At 54.7% G+C, this 22,918-nt stretch carries 16 protein-coding genes; 9 read left to right on the plus strand and 7 right to left on the minus strand.

What is annotated here, in order from left to right; all coding sequences use genetic code 11:
- Positions 1-133 precede the first annotated feature (133 nt).
- The 4 genes from RHM61_RS05255 to RHM61_RS05270 all read right to left on the minus strand — a co-directional run bounded on the left by RHM61_RS05255 (position 134) and on the right by RHM61_RS05270 (position 7,413).
- On the minus strand, positions 134-3,691 hold the full coding sequence (locus tag RHM61_RS05255) for an indolepyruvate ferredoxin oxidoreductase family protein (RefSeq protein ID WP_322250085.1): 3,558 nt from the start codon (positions 3,689-3,691) through the stop codon (positions 134-136).
- Between the two features lie 254 nt (positions 3,692-3,945).
- Positions 3,946-5,415, minus strand: a complete 1,470-nt coding sequence (locus tag RHM61_RS05260; RefSeq protein WP_322250086.1) for an ATP-binding protein — start codon at positions 5,413-5,415, stop codon at positions 3,946-3,948.
- Complete coding sequence (locus tag RHM61_RS05265; RefSeq protein WP_322250087.1) at positions 5,408-6,121, minus strand: response regulator transcription factor; 714 nt, start codon at positions 6,119-6,121, stop codon at positions 5,408-5,410. Before RHM61_RS05265 ends, RHM61_RS05260 begins: the two co-directional genes overlap by 8 nt.
- Positions 6,122-6,159: 38 nt before the next feature.
- Positions 6,160-7,413 (minus strand): ABC transporter substrate-binding protein, encoded by a 1,254-nt coding sequence (locus RHM61_RS05270; protein WP_322250088.1) that lies wholly within the window; start codon positions 7,411-7,413, stop codon positions 6,160-6,162.
- 494 nt (positions 7,414-7,907) lie between these two features.
- Here RHM61_RS05270 and RHM61_RS05275 point away from each other — a divergent pair, with 494 nt between their 5' ends.
- The 6 genes from RHM61_RS05275 (at position 7,908) to RHM61_RS05300 (ending at position 14,625) form a co-directional block, all read left to right on the plus strand.
- Positions 7,908-9,158 carry a carbohydrate porin gene (locus tag RHM61_RS05275; RefSeq protein ID WP_322250089.1) on the plus strand — a complete coding sequence of 417 codons (1,251 nt, stop codon included), beginning with the start codon at positions 7,908-7,910 and terminating at the stop codon, positions 9,156-9,158.
- Positions 9,159-9,249: 91 nt separating this feature from the next.
- Positions 9,250-10,503, plus strand: coding sequence for an ABC transporter substrate-binding protein (locus RHM61_RS05280; protein ID WP_322250090.1), 1,254 nt, complete (start codon positions 9,250-9,252; stop codon positions 10,501-10,503).
- 97 nt (positions 10,504-10,600) lie between these two features.
- Positions 10,601-11,548: a sugar ABC transporter permease gene (locus RHM61_RS05285; RefSeq protein WP_322250091.1), complete on the plus strand. Its 948-nt coding sequence runs from the start codon at positions 10,601-10,603 to the stop codon at positions 11,546-11,548.
- Positions 11,538-12,407, plus strand: a complete 870-nt coding sequence (locus tag RHM61_RS05290; RefSeq protein WP_322250092.1) for a carbohydrate ABC transporter permease — start codon at positions 11,538-11,540, stop codon at positions 12,405-12,407. The genes RHM61_RS05285 and RHM61_RS05290 overlap by 11 nt, the downstream gene beginning before the upstream one ends.
- A 71-nt stretch (positions 12,408-12,478) precedes the next feature.
- The gene (locus tag RHM61_RS05295) at positions 12,479-13,630 is read left to right on the plus strand and encodes a sn-glycerol-3-phosphate ABC transporter ATP-binding protein UgpC (RefSeq protein ID WP_322251043.1); all 1,152 of its coding nucleotides are present in this window, start codon (positions 12,479-12,481) and stop codon (positions 13,628-13,630) included.
- Between the two features lie 14 nt (positions 13,631-13,644).
- Positions 13,645-14,625, plus strand: a complete 981-nt coding sequence (locus RHM61_RS05300) for a glucokinase (RefSeq protein WP_322250093.1) — start codon at positions 13,645-13,647, stop codon at positions 14,623-14,625.
- Here the strand turns inward: RHM61_RS05300 and RHM61_RS05305 are convergent.
- Positions 14,622-14,921, minus strand: a complete 300-nt coding sequence (locus RHM61_RS05305) for a LysR substrate-binding domain-containing protein (protein ID WP_322250094.1) — start codon at positions 14,919-14,921, stop codon at positions 14,622-14,624. The genes RHM61_RS05300 and RHM61_RS05305 overlap by 4 nt on opposite strands.
- A gap of 503 nt (positions 14,922-15,424) precedes the next feature.
- On the opposite strand from RHM61_RS05305, the gene yedA reads away from it, so the two are divergent.
- Positions 15,425-16,309, plus strand: a complete 885-nt coding sequence (gene yedA / locus RHM61_RS05310) for a drug/metabolite exporter YedA (RefSeq protein WP_322250095.1) — start codon at positions 15,425-15,427, stop codon at positions 16,307-16,309.
- A gap of 1 nt (position 16,310) precedes the next feature.
- Here yedA and RHM61_RS05315 read toward each other — a convergent pair whose 3' ends face one another.
- Complete coding sequence (locus RHM61_RS05315) at positions 16,311-17,324, minus strand: GGDEF domain-containing protein (protein WP_322250096.1); 1,014 nt, start codon at positions 17,322-17,324, stop codon at positions 16,311-16,313.
- Between the two features lie 205 nt (positions 17,325-17,529).
- On the opposite strand from RHM61_RS05315, the gene RHM61_RS05320 reads away from it, so the two are divergent.
- Together RHM61_RS05320 and RHM61_RS05325 are read left to right on the plus strand one after the other, a co-directional pair.
- Positions 17,530-18,150, plus strand: coding sequence for a methylamine utilization protein (locus tag RHM61_RS05320; protein WP_322250097.1), 621 nt, complete (start codon positions 17,530-17,532; stop codon positions 18,148-18,150).
- 20 nt (positions 18,151-18,170) lie between these two features.
- Positions 18,171-20,525: a putative bifunctional diguanylate cyclase/phosphodiesterase gene (locus RHM61_RS05325; protein WP_322250098.1), complete on the plus strand. Its 2,355-nt coding sequence runs from the start codon at positions 18,171-18,173 to the stop codon at positions 20,523-20,525.
- 354 nt (positions 20,526-20,879) lie between these two features.
- On the opposite strand, the gene RHM61_RS05330 is transcribed toward RHM61_RS05325, so the two are convergent.
- Complete coding sequence (locus RHM61_RS05330) at positions 20,880-22,592, minus strand: sensor domain-containing diguanylate cyclase (protein ID WP_322250099.1); 1,713 nt, start codon at positions 22,590-22,592, stop codon at positions 20,880-20,882.
- Positions 22,593-22,918: the final 326 nt, after the last annotated feature.

A 22,918-nucleotide genomic window follows, 5' to 3' on the forward strand; every position in this document is an offset into this window, starting at 1 on the left:
GCAGAATAGCGCTGCGTATTCTTATGGCTTGAATCTATATGACGTTAACGTAAACGTCAATAAACAAATCAGGTATGGTCCGAAATACGCCCGAGACGAGCACACTGCTTTGCTCGTCTCAGGCGCTGCCGATTTAGGCGGCGCGGGCCAATTCGCTAGTGCTCTCGCTCAAGCTTTGCTGCAAACGAATTTTTTCGCGTTGGTAGCTTTGCAGCGCTTGTTCTTTGACGTGACCAAAACCGCGCAATTGTTCCGGCAGGCTGGCCAGCGCCACAGCCTGCGCCAGATTGGCGACGCTGAGTTGCTCCAGCAAGGCCAGCAACATGGCGCGGTATTCGACGATTAAGGCGCGTTCGCTGCGGCGTTCGGCGCTATAGCCGAACGGGTCGAGGCGGGTGCCGCGCACGCTCTTGCATTTGGCCAGCAAGCTAAATGCTTGCCACACCCAGGAACCGTATTCGGCCTTGATCAGATGGCCTTGGCTGTCTTTTTTCGACCACAAGGGCGGAGCTAAATTGAATTTCAGGCTGAATTTGCCATCGAATTGCTGCGCCAATTGTTTGCTGAACTCGCCATCCGTGTACAGGCGTGCGACTTCGTACTCGTCTTTGTAGGCCATCAGCTTGAAGTAGTACTTGGCCACGGCCATGCTGAGTTTATTGCCTGCACCGAGCGCTGCTTCGGCGCTGCGCACGCGTGCTACCAGCTCGGTGTATTGCGCCGCATAGGCGGCGTTTTGATAGGCAGTCAGGTAAGCTTGGCGGTGCGCCAGCAGTTTGTCCAAGCTTTGTGGCAGTTGCAGCGAAATGGTTTGAGCTGGCACGGCGATGCCTTCGACGCGCGCCAGATCGACGGCGGCACGCCGGCCCCACAGAAAGGCTTGTTGGTTAGCTGCGACGGCGACACCATTGAGTTCGATGGCGCGCAATAAGGCGGCGGCCGAGACCGGTAGCGCCCCCTTTTGGTAGGCAAATCCGAGCATGAACAAGTTGGTGGCGATGGCGTCGCCCATCAAGGCTGTGGCGATGCGGGTGGCGTCGATGAAGTCGACTTGGTCGCCGACTGAGTCAGCGATCAGGTGTTCGGTCGATTCCAGCGGGAATTGCCAATCGGGGTTTTTCGTGAATGCACCGGTCGGTTGTTGGTGCGTGTTGATGACGGCGCGGGTGCGGCCGGCACGCATTTTAGAAATGGCGTCGTGGGCGCCGGCGGTGAGGATATCGCAGCCGAGTACCAGATCGGCTTCGCCGGTGGCGATGCGTTGCGCGCGCAAGCGGCTGCTTTGATTGACGATGCGGATATGCGAAGTGACCGAGCCATTTTTTTGCGACATGCCGGTCATGTCTAATACCGATGCGCCCTTGCCTTCCAAATGGGCGGCCATACCGAGTAAGGCACCGACCGTGATGACGCCGGTACCACCGATGCCATTGAGTAGAATATTGTAAGAGCTGTCGCAGTTTGGCAGCAGCGGTTCGGGGAGTGGGCCGAATGCGCTGTCGGCGGCACGGCCAGTCGATGATTTGCGCAGCTTGCCGCCGGAGACGGTGACAAAGCTAGGGCAAAAACCTTTGACACAGGAGTAATCTTTATTGCAGGACGATTGGTCGATCGCGCGTTTACGCCCGAGTTCCGTTTCCAGCGGCAAAATAGCGGTGCAATTCGATTGCACGCCGCAGTCGCCACAAGCTTCGCACACAGCAGGGTTGATGAACAGGCGCTCGGCCGGGTCGGGGTATTCGCCTTTTTTGCGGCGGCGACGTTTTTCAGCCGCGCAGGTTTGATCATAGATGAGCACGCTGGTACCGGGGACGGTGCGCAGTTCGCGCTGTACCGCATCCATGTCGGTGCGGTCGTGTAAGGTGACATTACGCGGCAAGGCCGAGCGGTCGAGGTAGCGGCTCAGGTCTTCCGTAACCAAGGCGATGCGGGCGATTCCTTCGGCCGCCATTTGTTGCGCCATCATGGCCACGCTGATGGTGCCGTCGATCGGCTGACCGCCGGTCATGGCGACGGCATCATTGTATAAAATTTTGTAGGTGATATTGACGCCGGCGGCCACGGCGGCGCGAATCGCCAGATAACCGGAATGGAAATAGGTGCCATCACCGAGATTTTGAAAGACGTGCGGCAGCGTGCTGAAGGCCGCTTGGCCTATCCACGGCGCGCCTTCACCACCCATATGGGTGGTGAGTTTATTGAATTCCGGGTAAATGGCAGTGGCCATGACGTGGCAACCGATGCCGGCCAGGGCCAGACTGCCCTCGGGCACCTTGGTCGAGGTATTGTGCGGGCAGCCTGAGCAGTAATAGGCCGGACGCGCCGGCGTGTTGACTTGGCGGGTCAATACCGCGTCTTTGGCTTCTAAAAATGTCAGCCGCGCCTTGATCAAGTCGCTGGTATGAAAACGGGCGATGCGTGCGGCGATGACGCGGGCGATCTGCGCCACGGAAAAATCAGCCTTGGAAGTAAGCAGCCACTCTCCGCGTGGATGTACCCATTCGCCTTTTTCATCGAATTTACCGATCACGCGCGGCCGTACATCGTCGCGCCAGTTGTAGAGTTGTTCTTTGAGTTGGTATTCCACCATCTGGCGTTTTTCTTCGACCACCAGAATTTCATCAAGGCCGAGTGCGAATTCGCGCACACCGTCCGGTTCCAAGGGCCACGGCATCGCCACTTTGAACAGGCGCAGGCCAATGTCGGCGGCCAGAGCTTCATCGATGCCGAGTTCTTCCAGCGCTTCGAGCACGTCGAGATACGATTTGCCGGAGGCGACGATGCCCAGTCGCGCGTGCGGACTGTCGATGGTGACGCGGTTGAGCTGATTGGCGCGGGCATACGCGAGTGCGGCATAGATTTTGTAATCCTGCATCAGCGCTTCTTGTTTGCGCGCTTGGATACCGAGGGTGTCTTGCGACAGGCGCGCATTGAGGCCGCCTTCGGGCATGACAAAATCGTGCGGAATGTTGATCTGCAAGCGGAAGGGGTCGGCATCGACCGAAGCGGTCGATTCGACCGTGTCGGCCAAGGCTTTGAAACCGACCGCGCAACCGGAAAAGCGCGACATGGCCCAAGCATGCAAACCAAGGTCGAGGTATTCTTGCACATTGGCCGGGTACAGCATGGGAATCATGCAGGCGGAAAAAATATGGTCGGATTGATGCGGCAAGGTGGAAGAATAGGCACCATGGTCATCACCGGCCACCAGCAGCACGCCACCGTGGACGGCGGTACCGGCATGGTTCATGTGTTTGAACACGTCGGCGCTGCGATCAACGCCAGGGCCTTTGCCATACCACATGGCGAACACACCGTCGTATTTGGCCGGGCCGATCAGATCCACCGTTTGGCTGCCCCAGACTGCGGTGGCAGCGAGGTCTTCATTCACCCCGGGAACGAAGCGCACATGGCTTTGTTCGAGTAATTGTTTGGTTTTCCACAGGGTTTCATCGAGACCACCCAAGGGTGAGCCGCGATAGCCGGAAATAAAACCAGCGGTATTGAGGCCGGCGGCTTGATCGCGCAGGCGCTGCAGCATCGGCAAACGTACCAGCGCTTGGATGCCAGAGAGGAAGATCGTGCCTGTGGTGGCGGTGTATTTGTCTTCGAGGCGCACCGGGTACAGGCTAGTGGCAGGAACGGCGGCAGACGATAGACCAGCAGACTCCGGATAGGTGTCGGATAACATGAATGGCTCCAAAATTGATAATTTAGATCGCAAAGAACATCCATTGCATCCGGTAAGATGCAAATTTGCTCATAAGCTGTAGCGAGGTATCGTCTACAGTTTCTCGTTGCGTTGGCTGAGATAACAGCTATTTTATGCGAATTCGGCCGACTATTGACCGAAATCTGCTGAGGGATCAGTGTGGGGCAAAGCCGGCATCTGGCAAAATATGAAATTCACATGCTGGTATCAGAAAAAATGATACCAGCGCTGTTTCATGCTTTTACAGGCAGGAAAATGACGGCTTCAAAACCTCCGTCGGCCGCATTGTTCAGCCGCAGGGTACCGCCGTGGGCGTCGACGATGTCGCGCGCGATGCTCAGGCCCAAGCCGAGCCCGGTTTGGTTTTGGCTACGGCCATGCTCGAGCCGCACATATGGTTGCGCCAGACTGCTCAAGGCTTCTTCCGGTACGCCGGGGCCATGATCACGAATGTGAATTTCGACGCCGCCAGCGACGGCAAGGCAGAAAATTTCTACCCGCTCGCCGTAATGAATCGCATTGTTGAGCAAGTTGCCGATGGCGCGTTTGAGCGCTAATGGTTTGGCCGCGATACTCAAGCCTGATTCAGTAAATTCAATCGCATGGCCAGACAAACCGACCCCGCGCACCATGCGCTGAATCAGTGGATCGAGGCGGATTTCGGTCGGATTTTCGTAAATATCGCTGTCTTTGACACATTGCAGCGCGCCCTTAACCATCATGTCGAGTTCATCGAGGTCATCATGAAATTCGCTGCGCACCTCTTCATCGTCGAGTAATTCGGCACGTAATTTCAAGCGCATGATGGGGGTGCGCAGATCATGTGAGATCGAGACGAACAGGCGTTCGCGGTCGTCGATGTAGCGCGCAATCCGTTCGCGCATGGCACTGAAGGCACGCGCGGTATTGACGAATTCACGGCTGCCAGTCTCCGGCAACTGCGGTGCTGCTTCACCGTTACCGAAGGCTTCCGCCGCTTCCGACAGCGCCGCCAGCGGCCGCGTGATCCAGCGCACCACTAAGATCGACAGCAACAGTACGGTTGCCAGCGACAGCGCTTGCAATACCACGCGGTCGCCCGACAGCGGGTCATTACTGTCGAGGAAATATGGGTTGGGCATCAGGGTAGCCAAGTACAGCCAGCGACCTGGTTCCATTTCGACTTGAATCACCAGTATCGGGGCTGGGTTGGGCTTGGTGACGAGAATATGCTGAACCCAGCGGTCTGGTACATCGCCGATGCCGGCACCGTCTTCCGATAACACCAAGTCAGTCGGCCAGGAGAAGTTGATTTGTACTTTAGCCAGGTTGGGCAAATTCTTTTTCAGCGCCAGCAAGATTTTTTGCTTCGCCATTTCGGCCAATGCTTGTTGTTCGATATCTTTGATCGCCAACGGCATACTGTTGAGATTGACATAAAAACGGGTGCCGCCCATTTCGCGGAATTGTTGAATGATGAGCGGACGGTAATTCGGCGGCGGGCTCATGAAATACCGTATCGTGCTGGCCGCACTCTGGGCCAGATGTTGCGACGATTCGTTTACCTCGATCTGCGATTCTTTGCGCATCTGCGCGGCCCAAAAGGCATTCCCAACGAATTGCGTCAGCATCACCCCAGCCACCATGACGATGGTCAAGCGTCCCAATAAGGACGACGGCAATAGCCGCTGCAGCCATTGCCAGCGGTTGAAGATGTCAAACATTCGAGACGCTGACGTCAGCCGAGAACACATAGCCAGCGCCGCGCACGGTCTTGATGATGAATGGCTGTTTGCCATCATCATTGAGGCGCAGGCGCAGGCGGCTGATTTGTACATCGAGCGAACGATCGAGCGGGCCGGAATCGCGGCCACGGGTTTCCTCGCACAAGAGACCACGGTCGAGAATGTCGCCCGGGTGTTCGAGGAAGTATTTCAATAATTGAAAATCCAGCCCGGTGAGTGCGACGATTTCGGCCGCGGCATTGACGACGGTGCGTTCGACGGTGTCCAAGGTAAAGCCATTGAAGCGGTAAAAACGTGGCGGCGCATTGCTGTCGCTGCCCATGCGTCGATGGATCGCTTTGATACGTGCAAGCAGTTCACGCGGGCTGTAAGGCTTACCAATATAGTCATCAGCACCGAGCTCGAGTCCGACCACGCGATCGGTTTCATCGGAACTGGCGGTGAGCATGATGATGGGAATATTCGAGCGCTGCCGCACAATTTTGCACAGCGCGAAGCCATCGGTATCGGGCAACATCACGTCGAGTATCACCATCGATAATTCATCGGTATAGCGGGCGAATTCGGCCAAGAACGATTCGCCGTTATGCGCCAGCCTGACTTCGTATTGGTTTTTTTCCAGATAGGCTTTGAGCAGAGTTCGGGTTTTTTGATCGTCATCAACAATCAGTATTTTGCGCGTCATATTTAAATCTTCAATTCAGGGGTGGGCACGGCCCAGTGTCAGCGGGTCAAGGTGCGGCTGATCGCCGCGAGGCGGCGCTGGGTTTCGCTCACCGGCTGCCGGTCATCAGAAAAAAAGCGCATGACTTCGGCGATGATGGCGTCTTTCGACAATTCATCGGTGGCCATGCGATGTGCCAAGCTTGGCACTTGCACCATATTGCCACGCGAAAAGACCGTCCAAGAGGCCAGTGAACAACTATCGAACTTGCTGGTATCGGCCGTGCGCAGCACCGGTATGGAACCCTTGATCTGGTTGAATTCCATCTGCATCGCCGGTGACAGCGCGATTTGTGCGATTTTTTCTTGGGCGCTGCGGAAGGAATTGTCTTTGGCCAGCATGACCAAGGTGTCAATATCATACAGATGGTAGCGCGCGGTGCGCGGCACGGCAGCGCAGGAAAAGCCGACATCGGTGGCGATGCCCCAGGCGTTGAGTTCGCCCTTGGCCCAGTCACCCATGACCAGCATGCCGGCGTCGCCATCGGCCAACAGGCGCGTCATGTCGCTCCAGCTTTGTTCTTTCAAGGGCGTCGGCATCCATTGTTTGAGCCAGCGCAGGCGCAACAGGGCTTTGGCAAAGCGCAAGTCGGTGAAGGCGGCGGCGTCTTTGCGCACGAAGGCATTGCGATAAAAAGCTGCATCCGATTCCGCCAGCACCAAGGTTTCAAACAGGGTGGCAACTTGCCACGGCTCGGAACTTTGCGCCAGCGGGGTGATGCCGGCTTGCTGCAAGCGCTTGGCGACGGCTTCGAATTCATCCCAGTTGGTCGGCGCCGTGAGCTGATATTTGGCAAACAGCTTGCGATTGTAGAACAGCGTATTGATACGATGAATGCCCAGTGGAATGGCGACCGGATGGGCTTTCGGGCGGATCAAATTCCACACCGAGGGATACAGCGATTTTTCCCATTTGCCGTCTTTGGCAATGGCATCGATTTCCAGCAGCAAGCCGAGATCGGCCCATTCGGAAATGATGACGCCATTGAGCTGGGCGAATTCCGGGGCATTGCCGGCCAACATACGACTCTTCAAGACGATGCCCGCACCGATGCCTGAACCGTTCGGTATGACCGCATCGACCCAGATCAAATTTTCTTGTGCCAATTTACCAGCCAACAATGCTACCGCTTTGTGTTCACTGGTAGACGTCCACCAATGCAACACTTGGACAGTTTGATTTTGTGCATAGATTTGTGCATTTGCAAGCAGACACAGCAGCACGCCCAACAACGCCGTGCGATAGCACCGCATGGCAGCGCACAGTCGATCGACTGCTGTATTTGCAAATTCCGCACAGGGCAACAATATTGAAATCGCTGTTTGCACCTTGTGTATCCTTCCTTGTCTCGGCAGACACTATAGCCGAACTGACTTGCAATCGGACAGGGCAAGCGTAAGTAAGGCCATCTAATTGTAAAGAAACGTAAGTTTATATGTTTTTTTATTTCTTCAGGGCTAATCCCGTCATGTGCCGCTGTTTCTCTATGAGCGCGGGCGAGTTTGGGATGCGCAGATCGAGGTGTTTGTAAAGTAAGGTAAGCCAAGCTCTTTGCACTGAAAACTTTATCCTGATAAAAATCAACAACTTAAGCCTTACCGGCTAGTAAGAGGCGGCACAGTTGGAATCACAATCGTAGCAATGTTAGTGTGCATGGCGGTCAAACGACAAGCGACATGCTCACGGTGATCAACAAATAAGCACAGACTTGGTTGCGCATAGTTAAATATACAATTACGGAGACAAAATGAAATACAACAAACTCAAAGCGCTGCCTTTGGCGCTCACGCTCGCCCTCTCATCCGGCATCGCGCTGGCTGATGGTGGTCACGATGAAGATGGCTTCCATGGTTATTTCCGCGATGGCGCTGGCAGCCGCAGCGGTGGTGGTTCGCAAAGTTGCTTCGGTCTCGGTGGTAACACGATGAAATACCGCCTCGGCAATGAGTGCGATGCCTACTTCGAAGGCGGTTACACCACCACGCTGGCCAAAGCCGCTGATGGCGTGATCTTCACGGGTACGCTGTGGGCCAATGCTTACAGCCCACACTCAGATTTCGCCGATGCGCCTTTGAAAGTCGCCAAAGCCTATGTCGAAGCGAAAAATCTCGACTTCCTCGGCGGTGGCGTAGCTTGGGTCGGGAAACGTTACTACTTCCGTCCTGACATCCATATGCTGGATTTGCAGTACATCAACATGAACGGTACCGGTGCCGGTATCGATCGTTTCAAAGCTGGTGCCGGTACGCTCAGCTATGCCGTGTTTAAAGATAATGATCTGTCGGTCATCAGTCCAACTACCGGCCTCGTTACCGGTACCACGGCAGCGCTGCGCCAAACCGTGATCTACGAAGGTTTGCCAGTCAATGAAGGCGGCAAAGTTGACGCCGCTCTGACCCTGATCAAAGGCGAAGGCGATAATTCACACAATGGTTGGCAAGCATCGATCTTCCACAAACAAGAGGTATTCGGTGGCGGCAATACCGTCGGCCTGCAATATGGCGTCGGTCCTGGCGTCGGCGGTGGCGGCGGTCGTATCGGTGTTTCCGGCAGCACATCGCTAGGCTCTGACGTAACACGTCTGCGTTTGTTTAATGACCTGGTAGTGCAACCGACCAAACAATTCAGCGCCGAATTCGTAGCTTTGATCCAACGCGATAAATCGAATGCCGGCGGCTCGACCACTTGGACTAGCCTCGGTGTGCGTCCGGTCTATGCCTTTGCGCCACATTTCAAAATGCAAATGGAACTCGGTACTGATCGCGTCACTGGTGCCAATGGCGCAGCAGATCAACGTTTGACCAAACTCACGATCGCTCCAACCATCTCCATGGGCGAAAGTTACTGGGCACGTCCAGAGCTGCGTTTGTTCGTCAGCTACGGTAAATGGAACAATGCAGCCACTGCTGCGGTCAATGCTAATAACAACTCGGGCCCGGTGTATAACAATGGCACCAGCGGCACGTCGGCTGGCGTACAAGTCGAAGCTTGGTGGTAATCCACCCCGGCTGGCCGCGCGGACTGCGATAGTCTGCGCGGGTACTTGAGCGTCACCACAACCCTATATCAAGTTTCACTGGAGAACCAACATGAAATTGAAACAAATCAGCTTAGCTGTCCTTGCTGCGACGACGATGATGGCCGGCATGGCCACTTCCCAGGCAGCGGAAGTCGAAGTCTTGCATTACTGGACATCTGGCGGCGAAGCAAAATCGGCAGCCGAATTGAAAAAAATGATGGAAGCCAAGGGCATTACTTGGAAAGATTTCGCGGTCGCCGGCGGCGGTGGTGAAAATGCGACGACTGCACTGAAAGCACGCGTGATTGCCGGTAGTGCACCGACAGCGGCCCAAATCAAAGGTCCATCGATTCAAGAATGGGGCAATGAAGGCGTGTTAGCCAATATCGATGCAGCCGCTACCGAAGGCAAGTGGGATAGCTTACTGCCTAAAGTAGTCTCGAATGTGATGAAGTACAAAGGCCATTATGTTGCGGCACCGATCAATGTGCATCGCGTCAACTGGTTGTGGATCAATCCTGAAGTCTTGAAAAAAGCCGGTGCCACAACACCGACCAATTTCGATGAATTCTTTGTTGCTGCCGACAAGATCAAAAAAGCCGGCTTCATCGCCGTTGCCCACGGTGGTCAACCTTGGCAAGATGCGACGGTCTTTGAATCGGTCGCGCTCGGCGTCGGTGGTGCAGAATTTTACAAAAAAGCTTTGATTCAACTCGATCCGGCGACACTGTCCGGCCCGACCATGATCAAGACTTTCGATACACTGGGCAAAATCAAGACTTACATCGATAAAGATTCCGCTGGCCGCGACTGGAATTTGGCAACGGCCATGGTCATCAACGGTAAAGCTGGTATGCAATTCATGGGCGACTGGGCAAAAGGTGAATTCACTGCCGCCGGCAAACAGCCAGGCAAGGATTACCTCTGCGTAGCCGCACCGGGTACAGAAAAATCGTACACGTTCAACATCGATTCTTTGGCGATGTTCAATGTCAAAGGTGCTGAGCAACAGAAAGCGCAATTGACACTGGCAACCGCGGTGATGAGCCCGGAATTCCAGGAAATCTTCAATCTCAACAAGGGTTCGATTCCGGTCCGTGCCGGCGTTTCCCGCGCCAAGTTTGACAGTTGTGCCTTGAAATCGATGGATGACATGGATGCCACCAACAAATCCGGTGGTCTGGTACCAAGCTTTGCCCATGGCATGGCGATCGATTCAGCTAAAGCTGGCGCAATTCAAGACGTGATTGCGAAATTCATGAATTCCAACATGACTTCCCAAGCAGCAGCCCAAGCCCTGGTCAAAGCGGCAAAAGCAAAATAAACTCAGTTTTACCTGGAGGCGCCGCGGCATCATTGATGCAGCGGCGCACCGGCACGCTCTCTGGCGCGCTGGTGATCCTCTGTTCCCGGAGACAAGCATGTCGGTCATTCCCCCGTCAAGTACTACCCTTTCCCCCGCGCAGTCGCAGGCTTCCTTGCCAGACCGTTTGCGTTCGCTCGCCGATCTGTGGTTGCCGCGCTTGGTGCTCTCGCCAACCGTGTTTGCATCGCTGCTGTTTGTGTATGGTTTCATCGCCTTTACCGCCTATCTGTCACTGACCGATTCGCGCATCATGCCCAATTACGAATTGACCGGTTTCGGTCAGTATCAAGCCTTGTTCGATCTCGACCGTTGGTGGGTGTCTGCCGCCAATCTCGGGATATTCGGCTCGCTGTTCATCCTCATCTGCCTGGCGGTTGGTTTGGCGCTGGCGGTGTTTCTCGATCAAAAAATTCGTCTCGAAGGCGCACTGCGAGCGATTTATCTGTATCCGATGGCGCTGTCGTTCATCGTTACCGGTGCGGCGTGGAAATGGATTCTCAATCCTGGCCTGGGTTTGGAAAAAATGGTCAGAGAATGGGGCTTTCCGAACTTTTCCATGGATTGGTTGGTCGATTCCGATTTTGCCATCTATACCGTCGTCATTGCCGGAGTCTGGCAATCGTCGGGCTTCGTGATGGCGCTGTTCCTGGCCGGCTTACGCGGCGTGGATGACAGTATCATCAAAGCCGCTATGGTCGATGGTGCCAGCCTGCCGACCATTTATCGTCGCATCGTCATTCCGGCGCTGCGCCCGGTATTTTTCAGCGTGCTGCTGGTGCTTTCGCACATTGCCATCAAGAGTTTCGATCTGGTGATGGCACTGACCGCCGGCGGCCCCGGCACTTCGTCGGATGTACCGGCTATTTTCATGTACCAATTCTCGTTCACACGTGGTCAACTCGGGCTCGGCGCTGCTTCGGCGATGATGATGCTCATGACGGTGTTGGCTGTGCTGGTGCCGTTGATTTACCTCGAAACCAAGGAGGCTCGCCATGGCCACTGACAGCAAAGCGGCGTTCCGTCCCGGTCGTCTGTTGATTTACGCGCTGCTGATTTTTTGCGCACTGTATTACCTCGCGCCACTGTATGTGATGTTGTCCACCTCACTCAAATCGCTCGATGAAATTCGCAGCGGTAATTTGCTCGATTTTCCTATGCATCCGAGTACGGCGGCATGGGAAAAAGCCTGGGGTGCCGCCTGTACCGGTGTGCGCTGCGAGGGTTTGGCACCGTATTTCTGGAATTCGATCAAGATGGCGGTGCCGGCAGTATTGGTGTCAACCTTGATCGGTTCACTCAACGGCTACGTGTTAGCGCATTGGAAGTTCAAGTATTCGGAAATTATCTTCACCAGCTTGATGGTCGGCTGTTTCATTCCGTTTCAAGTGGTGATTCTGCCGATGGCGCGCGTGCTCGGTATGGCTGAGCTGGCCAATACCACCGGCGGTTTGGTGTTCGTGCATATCGTCTACGGCGTCGCCTTCACCACCCTGTTCTTCCGTAATTACTATGTCAGCGTGCCCGATGAATTGGTGAAAGCGGCACGCATCGATGGTGCCGGTTTCTTCCGTATTTACCGGAGTGTGATTCTGCCTTTGTCGCTGCCGATTTTCATGGTTTGCTTCATCTGGCAATTCACCCAAATCTGGAATGATTTCCTGTTCGGCGTGGTGTTCGGTGGTACCGATGCCCAACCAGTCACGGTGGCACTCAATAACCTGGTTAATACTTCGACGGGCGTGACTGAATACAACGTCAACATGGCTGCTGCGATCATCGCCGCCTTGCCGACGCTGGGCCTGTATCTGTTGGCTGGAAAATACTTTGTGCGCGGCCTGACGGCCGGTGCGGTCAAAGGCTAATCAATTATGAACCCGGGCGGCGCTGCGGAGCATGCGCGCCCGGGCTGTCAAGTAATCAGGAGAATATGAATATGGCTAGCTTGTCTATCCGCGATGTACGCAAGGTGTATCCGAACGGTGCAGAAGTATTGAAGGGCATTAATCTGGAAATTAAAGATGGCGAATTTCTAATTCTGGTTGGCGGTTCCGGCTGTGGTAAATCGACGCTGCTCAATATGATCGCCGGCTTGGAAACGATTTCCGAAGGTGGCATTTATATCGGCGAAAAATGTGTCAACGATGTACCTCCGAAATCACGCGACATCGCCATGGTGTTCCAATCGTATGCGCTGTATCCGACCATGACGGTACGCGAAAATATTTCGTTTGGCTTAGGCATCCGCAAGGTACCGGCCGCAGAACAAAAGAAGATCGTCGACCGCGTCGCTGAAACTCTGCAAATGACCCATCTGCTCGACCGCAAACCGGCCTTGTTGTCCGGCGGTCAGCGCCAACGGGTGGCAATGGGCCGCGCCATCGCGCGGAATCCTTCGCTGTTCTTGTTCGATGAACCTTTGTCTAATCTCGACGCCAAACTGCGGGTGGAAATGCGCGCCGAGATCAAACTCATGCATCAACGTCTCAAAACCACCACCGTGTATGTGACGCATGATCAAGTCGAAGCGATGACCTTGGGCGACAAAATTGCGGTGATGAAGGATGGCGTGGTGCAGCAGTTCGGCAGTCCGCAAGATATTTACGACCGTCCGGCCAATATGTTCGTGGCCGGTTTCATCGGCTCGCCGTCGATGAATTTCCTGCGTGGTAAGCTGCAAACGCAAGCCACTGGCGTTTCTTTCTGCCTCGAACACGGCGGCGTAGTGACGCAGTTGCCGGTGCCGGACGTGCATCTGGCCGCGATCAAACGCTTGCGCAAACCGGATGGCGAGATCATCCTCGGCATTCGGCCTGAGCACGTGACCGATGCGGTCAGTGCGCGTGCTTCGGAAATGGTTGACGGCTACCATCCTACCGAAGTCGATTGCGTGGTCGAGCTGACCGAGCCAACCGGCCCGGATACCTTGGTGTTTTCAAGCTTTAACCAAACCCGCATCACTTGCCGCACGCATCCGCGCGCGGCGGCCATGCCGGGACAAGCGATGCGCTTGGCCTTTGATCTCTCTAAAGCGGTGTTCTTCGATCCGGAAACCGAACAAAGCTTGTTAGTCGACAAGCATAGTTAAGCGGCTGAAATTTCATGTCTTTTCCTAAACTTTTCGCCGATATCGGCGGCACCAATGCCCGCTTTGCGCTCGAAATCGCGCCGGGCGAGTTGGCGGCCGTGCAGGTGCTGCCCTGCGCCGAGTATGCGACGCTGGCGGCGGCCTTGCAAAGCTACCTCAGCGCTGCGGCGGTGCAGGCGGCTGGCGGTGCGCTGGTGCAGCAGGCCGGCATTGCCATCGCCAATCCGATTACCGGCGACCACATCAGCATGACCAATCACCACTGGAGTTTTTCGATCGAACAGACGCGCCGTCTGTTCGGTTTTGAACAACTGATTGTGGTCAATGATTTCACCGCCTTGGCGATGGCGTTGCCATTTCTGGGTCAACATCAGCTCGAGCAAGTCGGCGGTGCAGCCAGTGTCAGCGGCCATGCCATCGGCTTACTCGGTGCCGGCACCGGCCTCGGTGTGTCCGGTCTGGTGCCGTCTGCCGAGGCGTGGATTCCGCTGCACAGCGAGGGTGGGCACACCAGTTTTTCGCCGTGTAATGCGCGCGAAATCGCGATTTTAGAATTTGCTTGGCGCGAGTTTTCTCATGTTTCCTCGGAACGTTTGTTGTCTGGCCCAGGCTTGAAACTGATTTATCGCGCCTTGGCAGATTATCTGCGCCACCCGGCACAGGACTTGGATGCAGCGGCGATTGTGCAACGCGGCTTGGAGCGCAGTTGCCCGGTCTGCATCGATACCTTGGCCAGTTTTTGCGACATGCTCGGTACCATGGCCGGTAATTTGGCCGTGACCTTGGGTGCGCGTGGCGGTATTTATATCGGTGGCGGCATCGTGCCGCGGCTGGGCAGCTATTTAGCCGAGTCGGGTTTTCGCCGTCGCTTCGAACAAAAAGGCCGTTTCGAAAACTATCTCTCGCAAATTCCTATCTTCGTGATCACCGAAGCCTATCCGGCGTTCATCGGCTTATCGGCCTTGGCCGGCTCGCGCCAGCAGACGGCGGTTTAAGCCAGCAGGCTGCGCGCGCCCTGCCAGTGCTGCTCAAGGCACAAGGCGCGCGTGACCTCGATGACCAATTGTTGAACTGCCAAGGCCGCATTGGTCAGCGGTATCGTATTCGAGGCGCATAAGCTGACGGTACGCGCGAGTTGCACATCACTGATGCGACTGGCACGCAGTGCACCGCGCGCCAGTTCATCCTGCAATGGCGCGGCCGGTAACAGGGTGGCACCCATATCGGCCAGTAAGGCCGATTTCAATATCGCGATCGAGGTGATGTCGATGACTTGAATGGATCGTCGCAAGCGACGATGGAAAAGACGCTGGAAGGGGTTTGCACCCCCTCCCATCGCGTCGCTCCTTCGTCGATCTCCGGCCTGAAGAGGCTGTCGCAAAAGGGTAGTGAGTCGGTATCATTACCCTGACTGGTGGCCACGTCATTCCTGCGCGCTTTTGGCAGGAACCCAGCGGCGTTCGTGCTTAACTGAAAATGCCAGAGATGATCGTGTTTTCAGCGCTGAAAACGACACTGGGTTCCCGTTAAAAGCATGCGGGAATGACGAGGCTGCGGCATGCGGGAATGACGAGGTATGCGGTGTTTCAGGTGTAAAAAACGTCCATCAGGCTTTTGCGACAGCCTCTGAAGGCCGGGGTTTCAAACCCTAGTCAGATTTTTGATCAACAAAATTCCATGTCAATCATCGCGCATAGACATGGTATCTACCCAATCATTTTAACAAACATCGCTCACAAAACGCCGTACTGCCCTACACTGTCGCTCATTCTTCTCACTGCTTTTTCTGACCCCATGCGCCACCTGCCGAAATCTGTGTTGTTCGCCCTGCTGACTGTCTACATCGTCTGGGGTTCGACGTATTTCGCCATCGGACTGGCACTGACTTCGTTCCCGCCGTTCATGATGATAGGCACGCGCTTTCTGGCCGCCGGCGCGATCTTATACGCTTGGCAAACTTGGCGCGGGGCGCGCCATCCGAGCTTGCGGGAATGGCGCGACGGCGGTCTGATCGGGATTCTCATGCTTGGCGGCGGTACCGGTCTGACCGCTTGCGCCGAGCAATATGTGTCTTCGGGTTTGACGGCGGTGTTCATCGCCTGTTCGCCGCTGATCCTGTCCGGCCTTTCCGGTTTATTCGGCGATTGGCCCAAACGCCGTGAATGGCTGGGTATCGGCTGCGGCTTTGCCGGGGCCATGTTGCTGGCTTCAGACGGTGACTTCGCCGCGCGCCCGATCGGCATCGTGCTGCTGCTCGGGGCGATACTGAGTTGGGATATCGGTTCGGTGCTGTCGCAAAAAAAGCTGCGCATGGCACCGGGCGGGATGGGCTTTGCCAGTGAAATGCTGGTCGGCGGGGTATTTTTGATCGTGCTCAGCCGCCTCACCGGCGAAACGGCACCTGGCCCGTTCAACCTGACGGCGCTGGCCGCGTGGTGGTATCTGGTTACGGCCGGCTCCTTGCTGGCCTTTACCGCGTATATGTTTTTGCTCTCCAAGGTCAGCACTGGCTTAGCCAGCAGCTATGCGTATGTCAATCCGGTGATTGCCGTCAGCTTGGGTGCGGCGTTCGGTGGTGAGCAGATTTCTTCGCGCGCCCTGCTGGCCATGGCGATTATCTTGGCCAGTGTGATCATGTTGACGACGGCTGCTGCCCGGGGCAAGGCGCGGACGGAATAACTCAGAAAAATTCGGCGATGTCGTTGGCTTGCTCGTGGTGTAAATCACCGCTGTCGACCAAGTTCTGATAGTAGCAGCTACGGTTACGGCCATTGTTTTTGGCAAAATACAGGGCTTGATCGGCCCGTCCGACAATCGCCACGGCCGGTTCAAACTGGTCGATGCGCGCATACCCGATGCTGATGGTGACGGTGCCGACTTGCGGAAACGGGTGTTGCGCGACATGTTCACGGAAGCGATCAAAAATATGTTCGGCTTCGGCGGCCGTGCTGGAACTGAGGATGATCACAAATTCCTCGCCGCCGAAGCGAAACAAACGATCCCTGGGACGAAACGAGGCGCGCATCAAATTGGCAATCAGAATCAAGACTTCGTCGCCGTACAAATGACCGAATTGATCATTGACGCGTTTAAAATGGTCAATGTCTATCACTGCCAGCCAGTGATGCTTTTCCTCGCTGTCGGCGCTGCTCGTACTCGGCGGAGCCAAAAATTGATTGCGTAAGATTTTGGAAAAACTGTCGTCAAAGGTTTTTCGGTTCAATAGACCGGTGAGGGAATCGCGCTCACTGTAGTCGAGTAAATTCTGGAAATTGCGATAGACCACCAACATGCCATTGACGACTTCCATCGTATTCACGTTTTGATTGGCCGGATTGACGATTTCGAGTACCGTTTGCAGGGTATTTTCATTCCAGATCGGCAGCCAGATCAAACTGCCTTGGGCATCGTGTTGTTCGATGACTGATTTTCTGGCCAGTATCCCATCGCGCAAAACTGGTATTTCTTGCAAGTCTTCACCCACCGACTTTGCATCTGCCTCCAATCTTACCCCATCGGCCAAGATGGCCAGGCTAGGTTTGAGTAACACCTGATGACCATTGCTGAGCACGTCGAGCACCCGGGTCGACTCGGCATTGAGCAACTCGCGCAACGAGGAAGCCACTGAAATATTGAGCAAATCATGATCACGATGACCGGTGATTTCTACCAGATGCTTAATAATTGATTCCATGCAAAAATTCCTGCCGTAGGCGAAATGGACAAAAAACCGCATAGCGAGATGCGCAGCAGCATCACAACAGAAGCTTGCGCTCAATCCTCAATGCGGCAAATAATGTTAGGCTTGCGGCATTGCCAGTACATTTTGCCATGCCTGTCTTGATCGCGGCCGGAAAATCTCATACCAAATGCAATTTTTTACTGAAAAGCGCACGCCCATGCACAAACCTAGATTGAGTATTACCCGTTTGAACTTGCTGCTGGCTTTGCTTCTCAGCGCCCCCGCCATGGCCACGCGTCTGGTCGAAGTGAGCGACAGCAGCGGTCATCCGGTGGAAGATGCGGTGGTCTATGCAGAGCCGTCACAGTCGCTGGGCAACAACAAGCCAGCCGCTGCCGAGGTGGAGCAAAAAGAGCGCAAGTTCATGCCGCTGGTGACGGTAGTACAAACCGGCGCGATGGTTTCGTTTCCCAATAATGATACGGTTAAGCATCATGCCTATTCGTTTTCGCCGGCTAAGTCTTTCGAACTCAAGCTGTATTCCGGCCGCCCCAGCACGCCCTTGCTGTTCGACAAAGCTGGTACCGTCATCGTCGGTTGTAATATTCATGACCAAATGGTGGCGTATATCCACGTCGTCAATACCCCGTATTTTGCAAAGACTGACAGCAAAGGGGTGGCTAGTTTGCCGACCCTGCCGGCGGGAAAATACACGCTGAAAACTTGGTACTACAAGCAAGCGCCGGGCAGCGAAGCTCAACAGCAAAGTCTGAACGTCGGCACCGATAGCGCCAGCACTGCGACCATCGTAGTTAAACTCAATGGCAAGGCCGCTTGAACCATTTCAGAGGAAGCAGCATGCGTTTGCATAGCTTGGAAAATCGCGTTATCGTTTTGTTCATCGGTCTGTTACTGAGCGTGCAGCTGGTCGCGTATTTCGTGATCGGCAATGCGATTGATATCAATGCGCGCACGGCGATCGAAGAAGATTTGAAAATCAATGAAAAGATTTTCACTCGCCTGATTGAACAAAACGCCCAAAAATTGATACAGGGTGCTAATTTACTGGCCAAGGATTTCGGCTTTCGCGATGCGATCGGCAGCCATGACACCGAAACCATTATTTCTTCACTTCAAAATCATGGGCAAAGAATCGGGGCCGACCTGAGCATGCTGGTCGGTTTGGATGGCAAAATTCTGGCCGCCAGCAGCCCCGACTTGGCGGCCGGTTTGCAAGCCTCGGTCAGTCAGCTCATGCCAAGCGCCAACGCCACCGGCAGCGCCAGCCGTATCGAAATCGTCGATGGCAAGCCATATCAGATGGTGATGGTGCCGATTGCTGCACCGGTGACCATCAGTTGGGTGGCGATGGCGATCCCGATAGGGAAAACGATAGTTGATGACATGCAACAATTATCGCTGATGCAAATCAGCTTGCTGACTTCGGATAGTCAGGGCCACTGGCAAGCCAATGTATCGACCCTGCCAGCCAGTGCTGCCGCCAGCTTGGCAAACTTATTGCCAACATCGTTCACGCACGCGCAACTGATCGCCGACCTCCAGCTCGACGACAATCTCTACAGCGCCCGGGTACTGCCGCTGGCACGCAATGACACGGCCAGTACCATTGCAGTGCTGCAATTGTCGGTCAGCCAAGCAGTTGCTCCTTATAAGCAACTGCAAAGGAACTTGCTGCTGCTCAGCGTAATCGGCAGTTTGCTCGCCATCGTGGTGAGCGTCATCACCGCCCGCCGCATCACCGGTCCGGTACGCCAATTGGCAGAAACGGCACGTCGCCTCGGTATTGGCGATTATCAAGTGGCCATAGGCGTGCTACAAAAAGATGAAATTGGTGATCTGGCCCGCAGTTTTGCCAAGATGCGTGATGCGATCGCCTTGCGTGAGCAGCAAATCAGTCGCCTCGCCTATCACGATACACTCACCGACCTGCCCAATCGCGCACGGTTTGCCGACATGGTCGGACAGGCCATCGAACAAGCCAAGGCCAGCGGTGGCAGTTGTTTTGTGCTGATGATCGATCTCGACCGTTTTAAACATGTCAATGACGTGATGGGGCATCGTTTCGGTGACTTATTGCTACGTCAAGTGGCACTGCGCTTACGCACCGAAATCGGCCTTTCCGGCCAAGCGCCGGCGCGCTTGGGCGGTGATGAGTTCGCCATCTTGCTGAGCGAGGCCACGCTGGCCGACGCGGTGGGCTTGGCCGAACGCGTGCTGCAAGCTTTAGAGCAAGCGATTTCCATCGAAGACCAAACCGTCGATATCGGTGCCGGCCTCGGTATTGCCGGCTTCCCAGCCCATGCTGGCGATACCGAAATGCTGCTCGGTCATGCTGAAGTGGCGATGTATGTCGCCAAGCAGAGTAAGAATGGCGCCGTCATTTATGCGCCGGAGATCGACAAAAGCAGCCAACAAAGCCTGTCGCTGCTGACCGAGATGCGCATCGCCCTGGAACAGAACCATTTCCTGCTGTATTTACAGCCGAAACTGGCGCTCGATTCGGGCGCAGTGGTGGCGGTGGAAGCCTTGGTACGCTGGCGTCATCCGCAACGTGGCATGATTTTCCCTGACCAATTCATCCCGTTTGCCGAGCAAACCGGTTTTATCCGTCAACTCACGCACTGGGTCATGCAAGCGGCGGCGCGTACCTGTCACGCTTGGGATGCCGCCGGTTTGCAGTTCAAGATGTCGGTCAATATTTCCACTCGCGATTTACTCGATCAAGAGTTACCGAATAAGTTTGCCGCCATCTTGCTCGAACATCAGGTGGCGGCCAGCGCCTTTTGTTTGGAAATTACCGAAAGCGCCATCATGGATGATCCGGTACGCGCCCACCAAACCCTGGACAAATTGCACGCCATGGGCATGCAATTATCGATCGATGATTTCGGTACCGGTTACTCTTCGCTGGCCTATTTGAAGAGCTTGCCGGTCGATGAATTGAAGATCGATAAATCCTTCGTGCTCAAGATGGAACAAGATATTGATGACAGCAAGATCGTTAAATCGACCATCGACCTCGGTCACAATATGGGGCTGCGCGTGGTTGCTGAAGGAATAGAAAATCTCGAGGTGATGCAGTTGCTGAAGAATTTAGGCTGCGATCAAGGCCAGGGTTATTACATCAGCCGACCGATGCCAGCCGAAGACTTTCCGGCTTGGCTGCAGCAATGGCAAGCGCGTTCGATCTGAGATCCTCAGGGCCAGGCTGCAAGGATTTAAGGCGGCACTTGGGTTCTCAACAACTTAATGGATCGTCGCAAAAGGGTATTGAGTCGGTATCATTACCCTGACTGGTGGCCACGTCATTCCTGCGCGCTTTTGGCAGGAACCCAGCGGCGTTCGTGCTTAACTGAAAATGCCAGAGATGATCGTGTTTTCAGCGCTGAAAACGACACTGGGTTCCCGTTAAAAGCATGCGGGAATGACGAGGCTGCGGCATGCGGGAATGACGAGGTATGCGGTGTTTCAGGTGTAAAAAACGTCCATCAGGCTTTTGCGACAGCCTCTGAAGGCCGGGGTTTCAAACCCTAGTCAGATTTTTGATCACACCAAGTGAATCACTGCGGCAGTCTTGCGATCGCGCTTGCGGTTGTACATGCGGCTGTCGGCGATTTTGATCAATCTGACATAGTCACGGCCATCTTCCGGGAAGCTGGCCCAACCGATTGAGGCGCCGATGCCGACGATGGCATTATCGATGGCGATCGGTTGTTCGACCAAGTTGGAAATCTTTTCGACCATGTGGTGAATATCGATGGAATGTTTGGTGTCCTTTAACAAAAGCACGAATTCATCGCCACCGTAACGTGCTACTTCGTCCGAATCGCGGATGGCTGAACGCAAACGCGCGGCCGTAATCACCAAGACCTTATCGCCGGCATCATGGCCATGGCTGTCATTCACCATTTTGAAGCGATCGAGATCGATGAACAGCAGCGTGAAGCCTTGCGAGCCGTCCGGATGTTTACCAGCCTGTTTTTGCAATTGGCTGATCTGGGCAAATAAAGATTCACGGTTGGCAACTTGGGTCAGCTTGTCGAAGCGCAGCTTGTTTTCCATTTCGCTAAAGGTTTGCGCCAAGATGCCGATTTCATCGCTACGGCGAATGTCGAGTCGCGGTATCGCTTCGCCATTACCGAATTTTTCTACCGCCGCCGTCAACTTGCGGATATCGCGGATCACCCGCTCGACGATGGTCAAACCTATCGTCAAGGCAAAAATGATACAGGCCACCGCAATGACGACGCTTTGTAAAAAACCTTGATTGATGCTGCTCATGAAATCGGCACGCGGCACGGCCACCACGGTTTGCCAATGCAAACCCTGCTTGGTGCCGAGCGGGGAAATCGCCATGTCAACTGTGCCCAATGGCAACTCCATCGAGCGGGTTTGCGCCGTGTTGATTTGCTCGTTGCCAATTGTGGCATAGGTACCACTGATGAGGGCGGTTTTCATCTCGACCGCACGCATGCGCTCGGGCATGCCGTTATTTTTTCTTTCAGGCAATTCTTTGCCGGAAGTCGCAACGATATAGCCGTCGGCATCGACGATGTAGGCTACGCTGTTCTTGCTGATTTCAAGTTTGCTTAAAAATACAGACAATTGCTTCAAGGTCACATCGGTTGCGACAACGCCGGCAAATTCATGATCTTTTTTATACACGGCTTTGGCCAGCGTGATGGTCGGGTAGTGGAAGGAAAAATTATTGTAAATTTTCGACCACACCGGCGCGTTGGCACGCATCGCCACCTGATACCAAGGGCGTGTGCGTGGATCCATTTGGTCTGAGCGCAGCAAGGTGGTGCGATCACCGACGGCGACCACGCGAAACACATCGCGCCGACTGGCATTCGACTCGCGCCACAAGACCTGCACTTCGTCTGCAGAAACTCGGTAGACACCGACGAAGCGACCGTCAGTACCGCCAAAGTAGACGTAGTTGTTCACGTCCATGAACAAACCGCTGGCCGCCCAGAACTTCGTTTCGAGTGCCCGCAAATCGGGATCAAAATCCAATTCCTGCGGCATGTGCGAACGGCTGGGAGCAACCGATTCGAGCGCGGTGATGGCGCCGTCGAGATGCTTTTCGGTCGCCAGATTGATACCGCTGACCATGTCGAGCAAGATCCGGTGCGTCAAACTTTGCACCGCATCGGTGCCAGCCTTCATCGACACCCAGCCAATCGCCGCCGACACACCGATTACCAACACGGTAATCGGAATCACTAGTTCGCGACGAAGGGAAGAGCGGCTCATGCAGGGTTGCTTCAAGGAAATTAAAACGACGAGGAAAACAGCGTTGCCAGCCTGTGATTTTTGCGCCGACAAGAACTCATAATAACGAGTTGCTGCAGCACTACAACTTAAAACATCTAAGCATACTATGGACTGATTCATGGATGGTAGGGCCGGTGTTCCTATGCTGACAAGAATTGTTAATTCGTATTGAATTAGCCTCTAATTAGTATCTTTTAAGCAACCAATTATGACAGTATTGAGTTTACATGCCAAACTACAACTTATTCAATTGCATTGCATGAAAGCAGAGTGCGCGTCTTTTTCCTATCTTTCTTTTGTCATGT

The organism is Undibacterium sp. CCC3.4 (genome assembly GCF_034347425.1).
GTDB lineage: Bacteria > Pseudomonadota > Gammaproteobacteria > Burkholderiales > Burkholderiaceae_D > Undibacterium.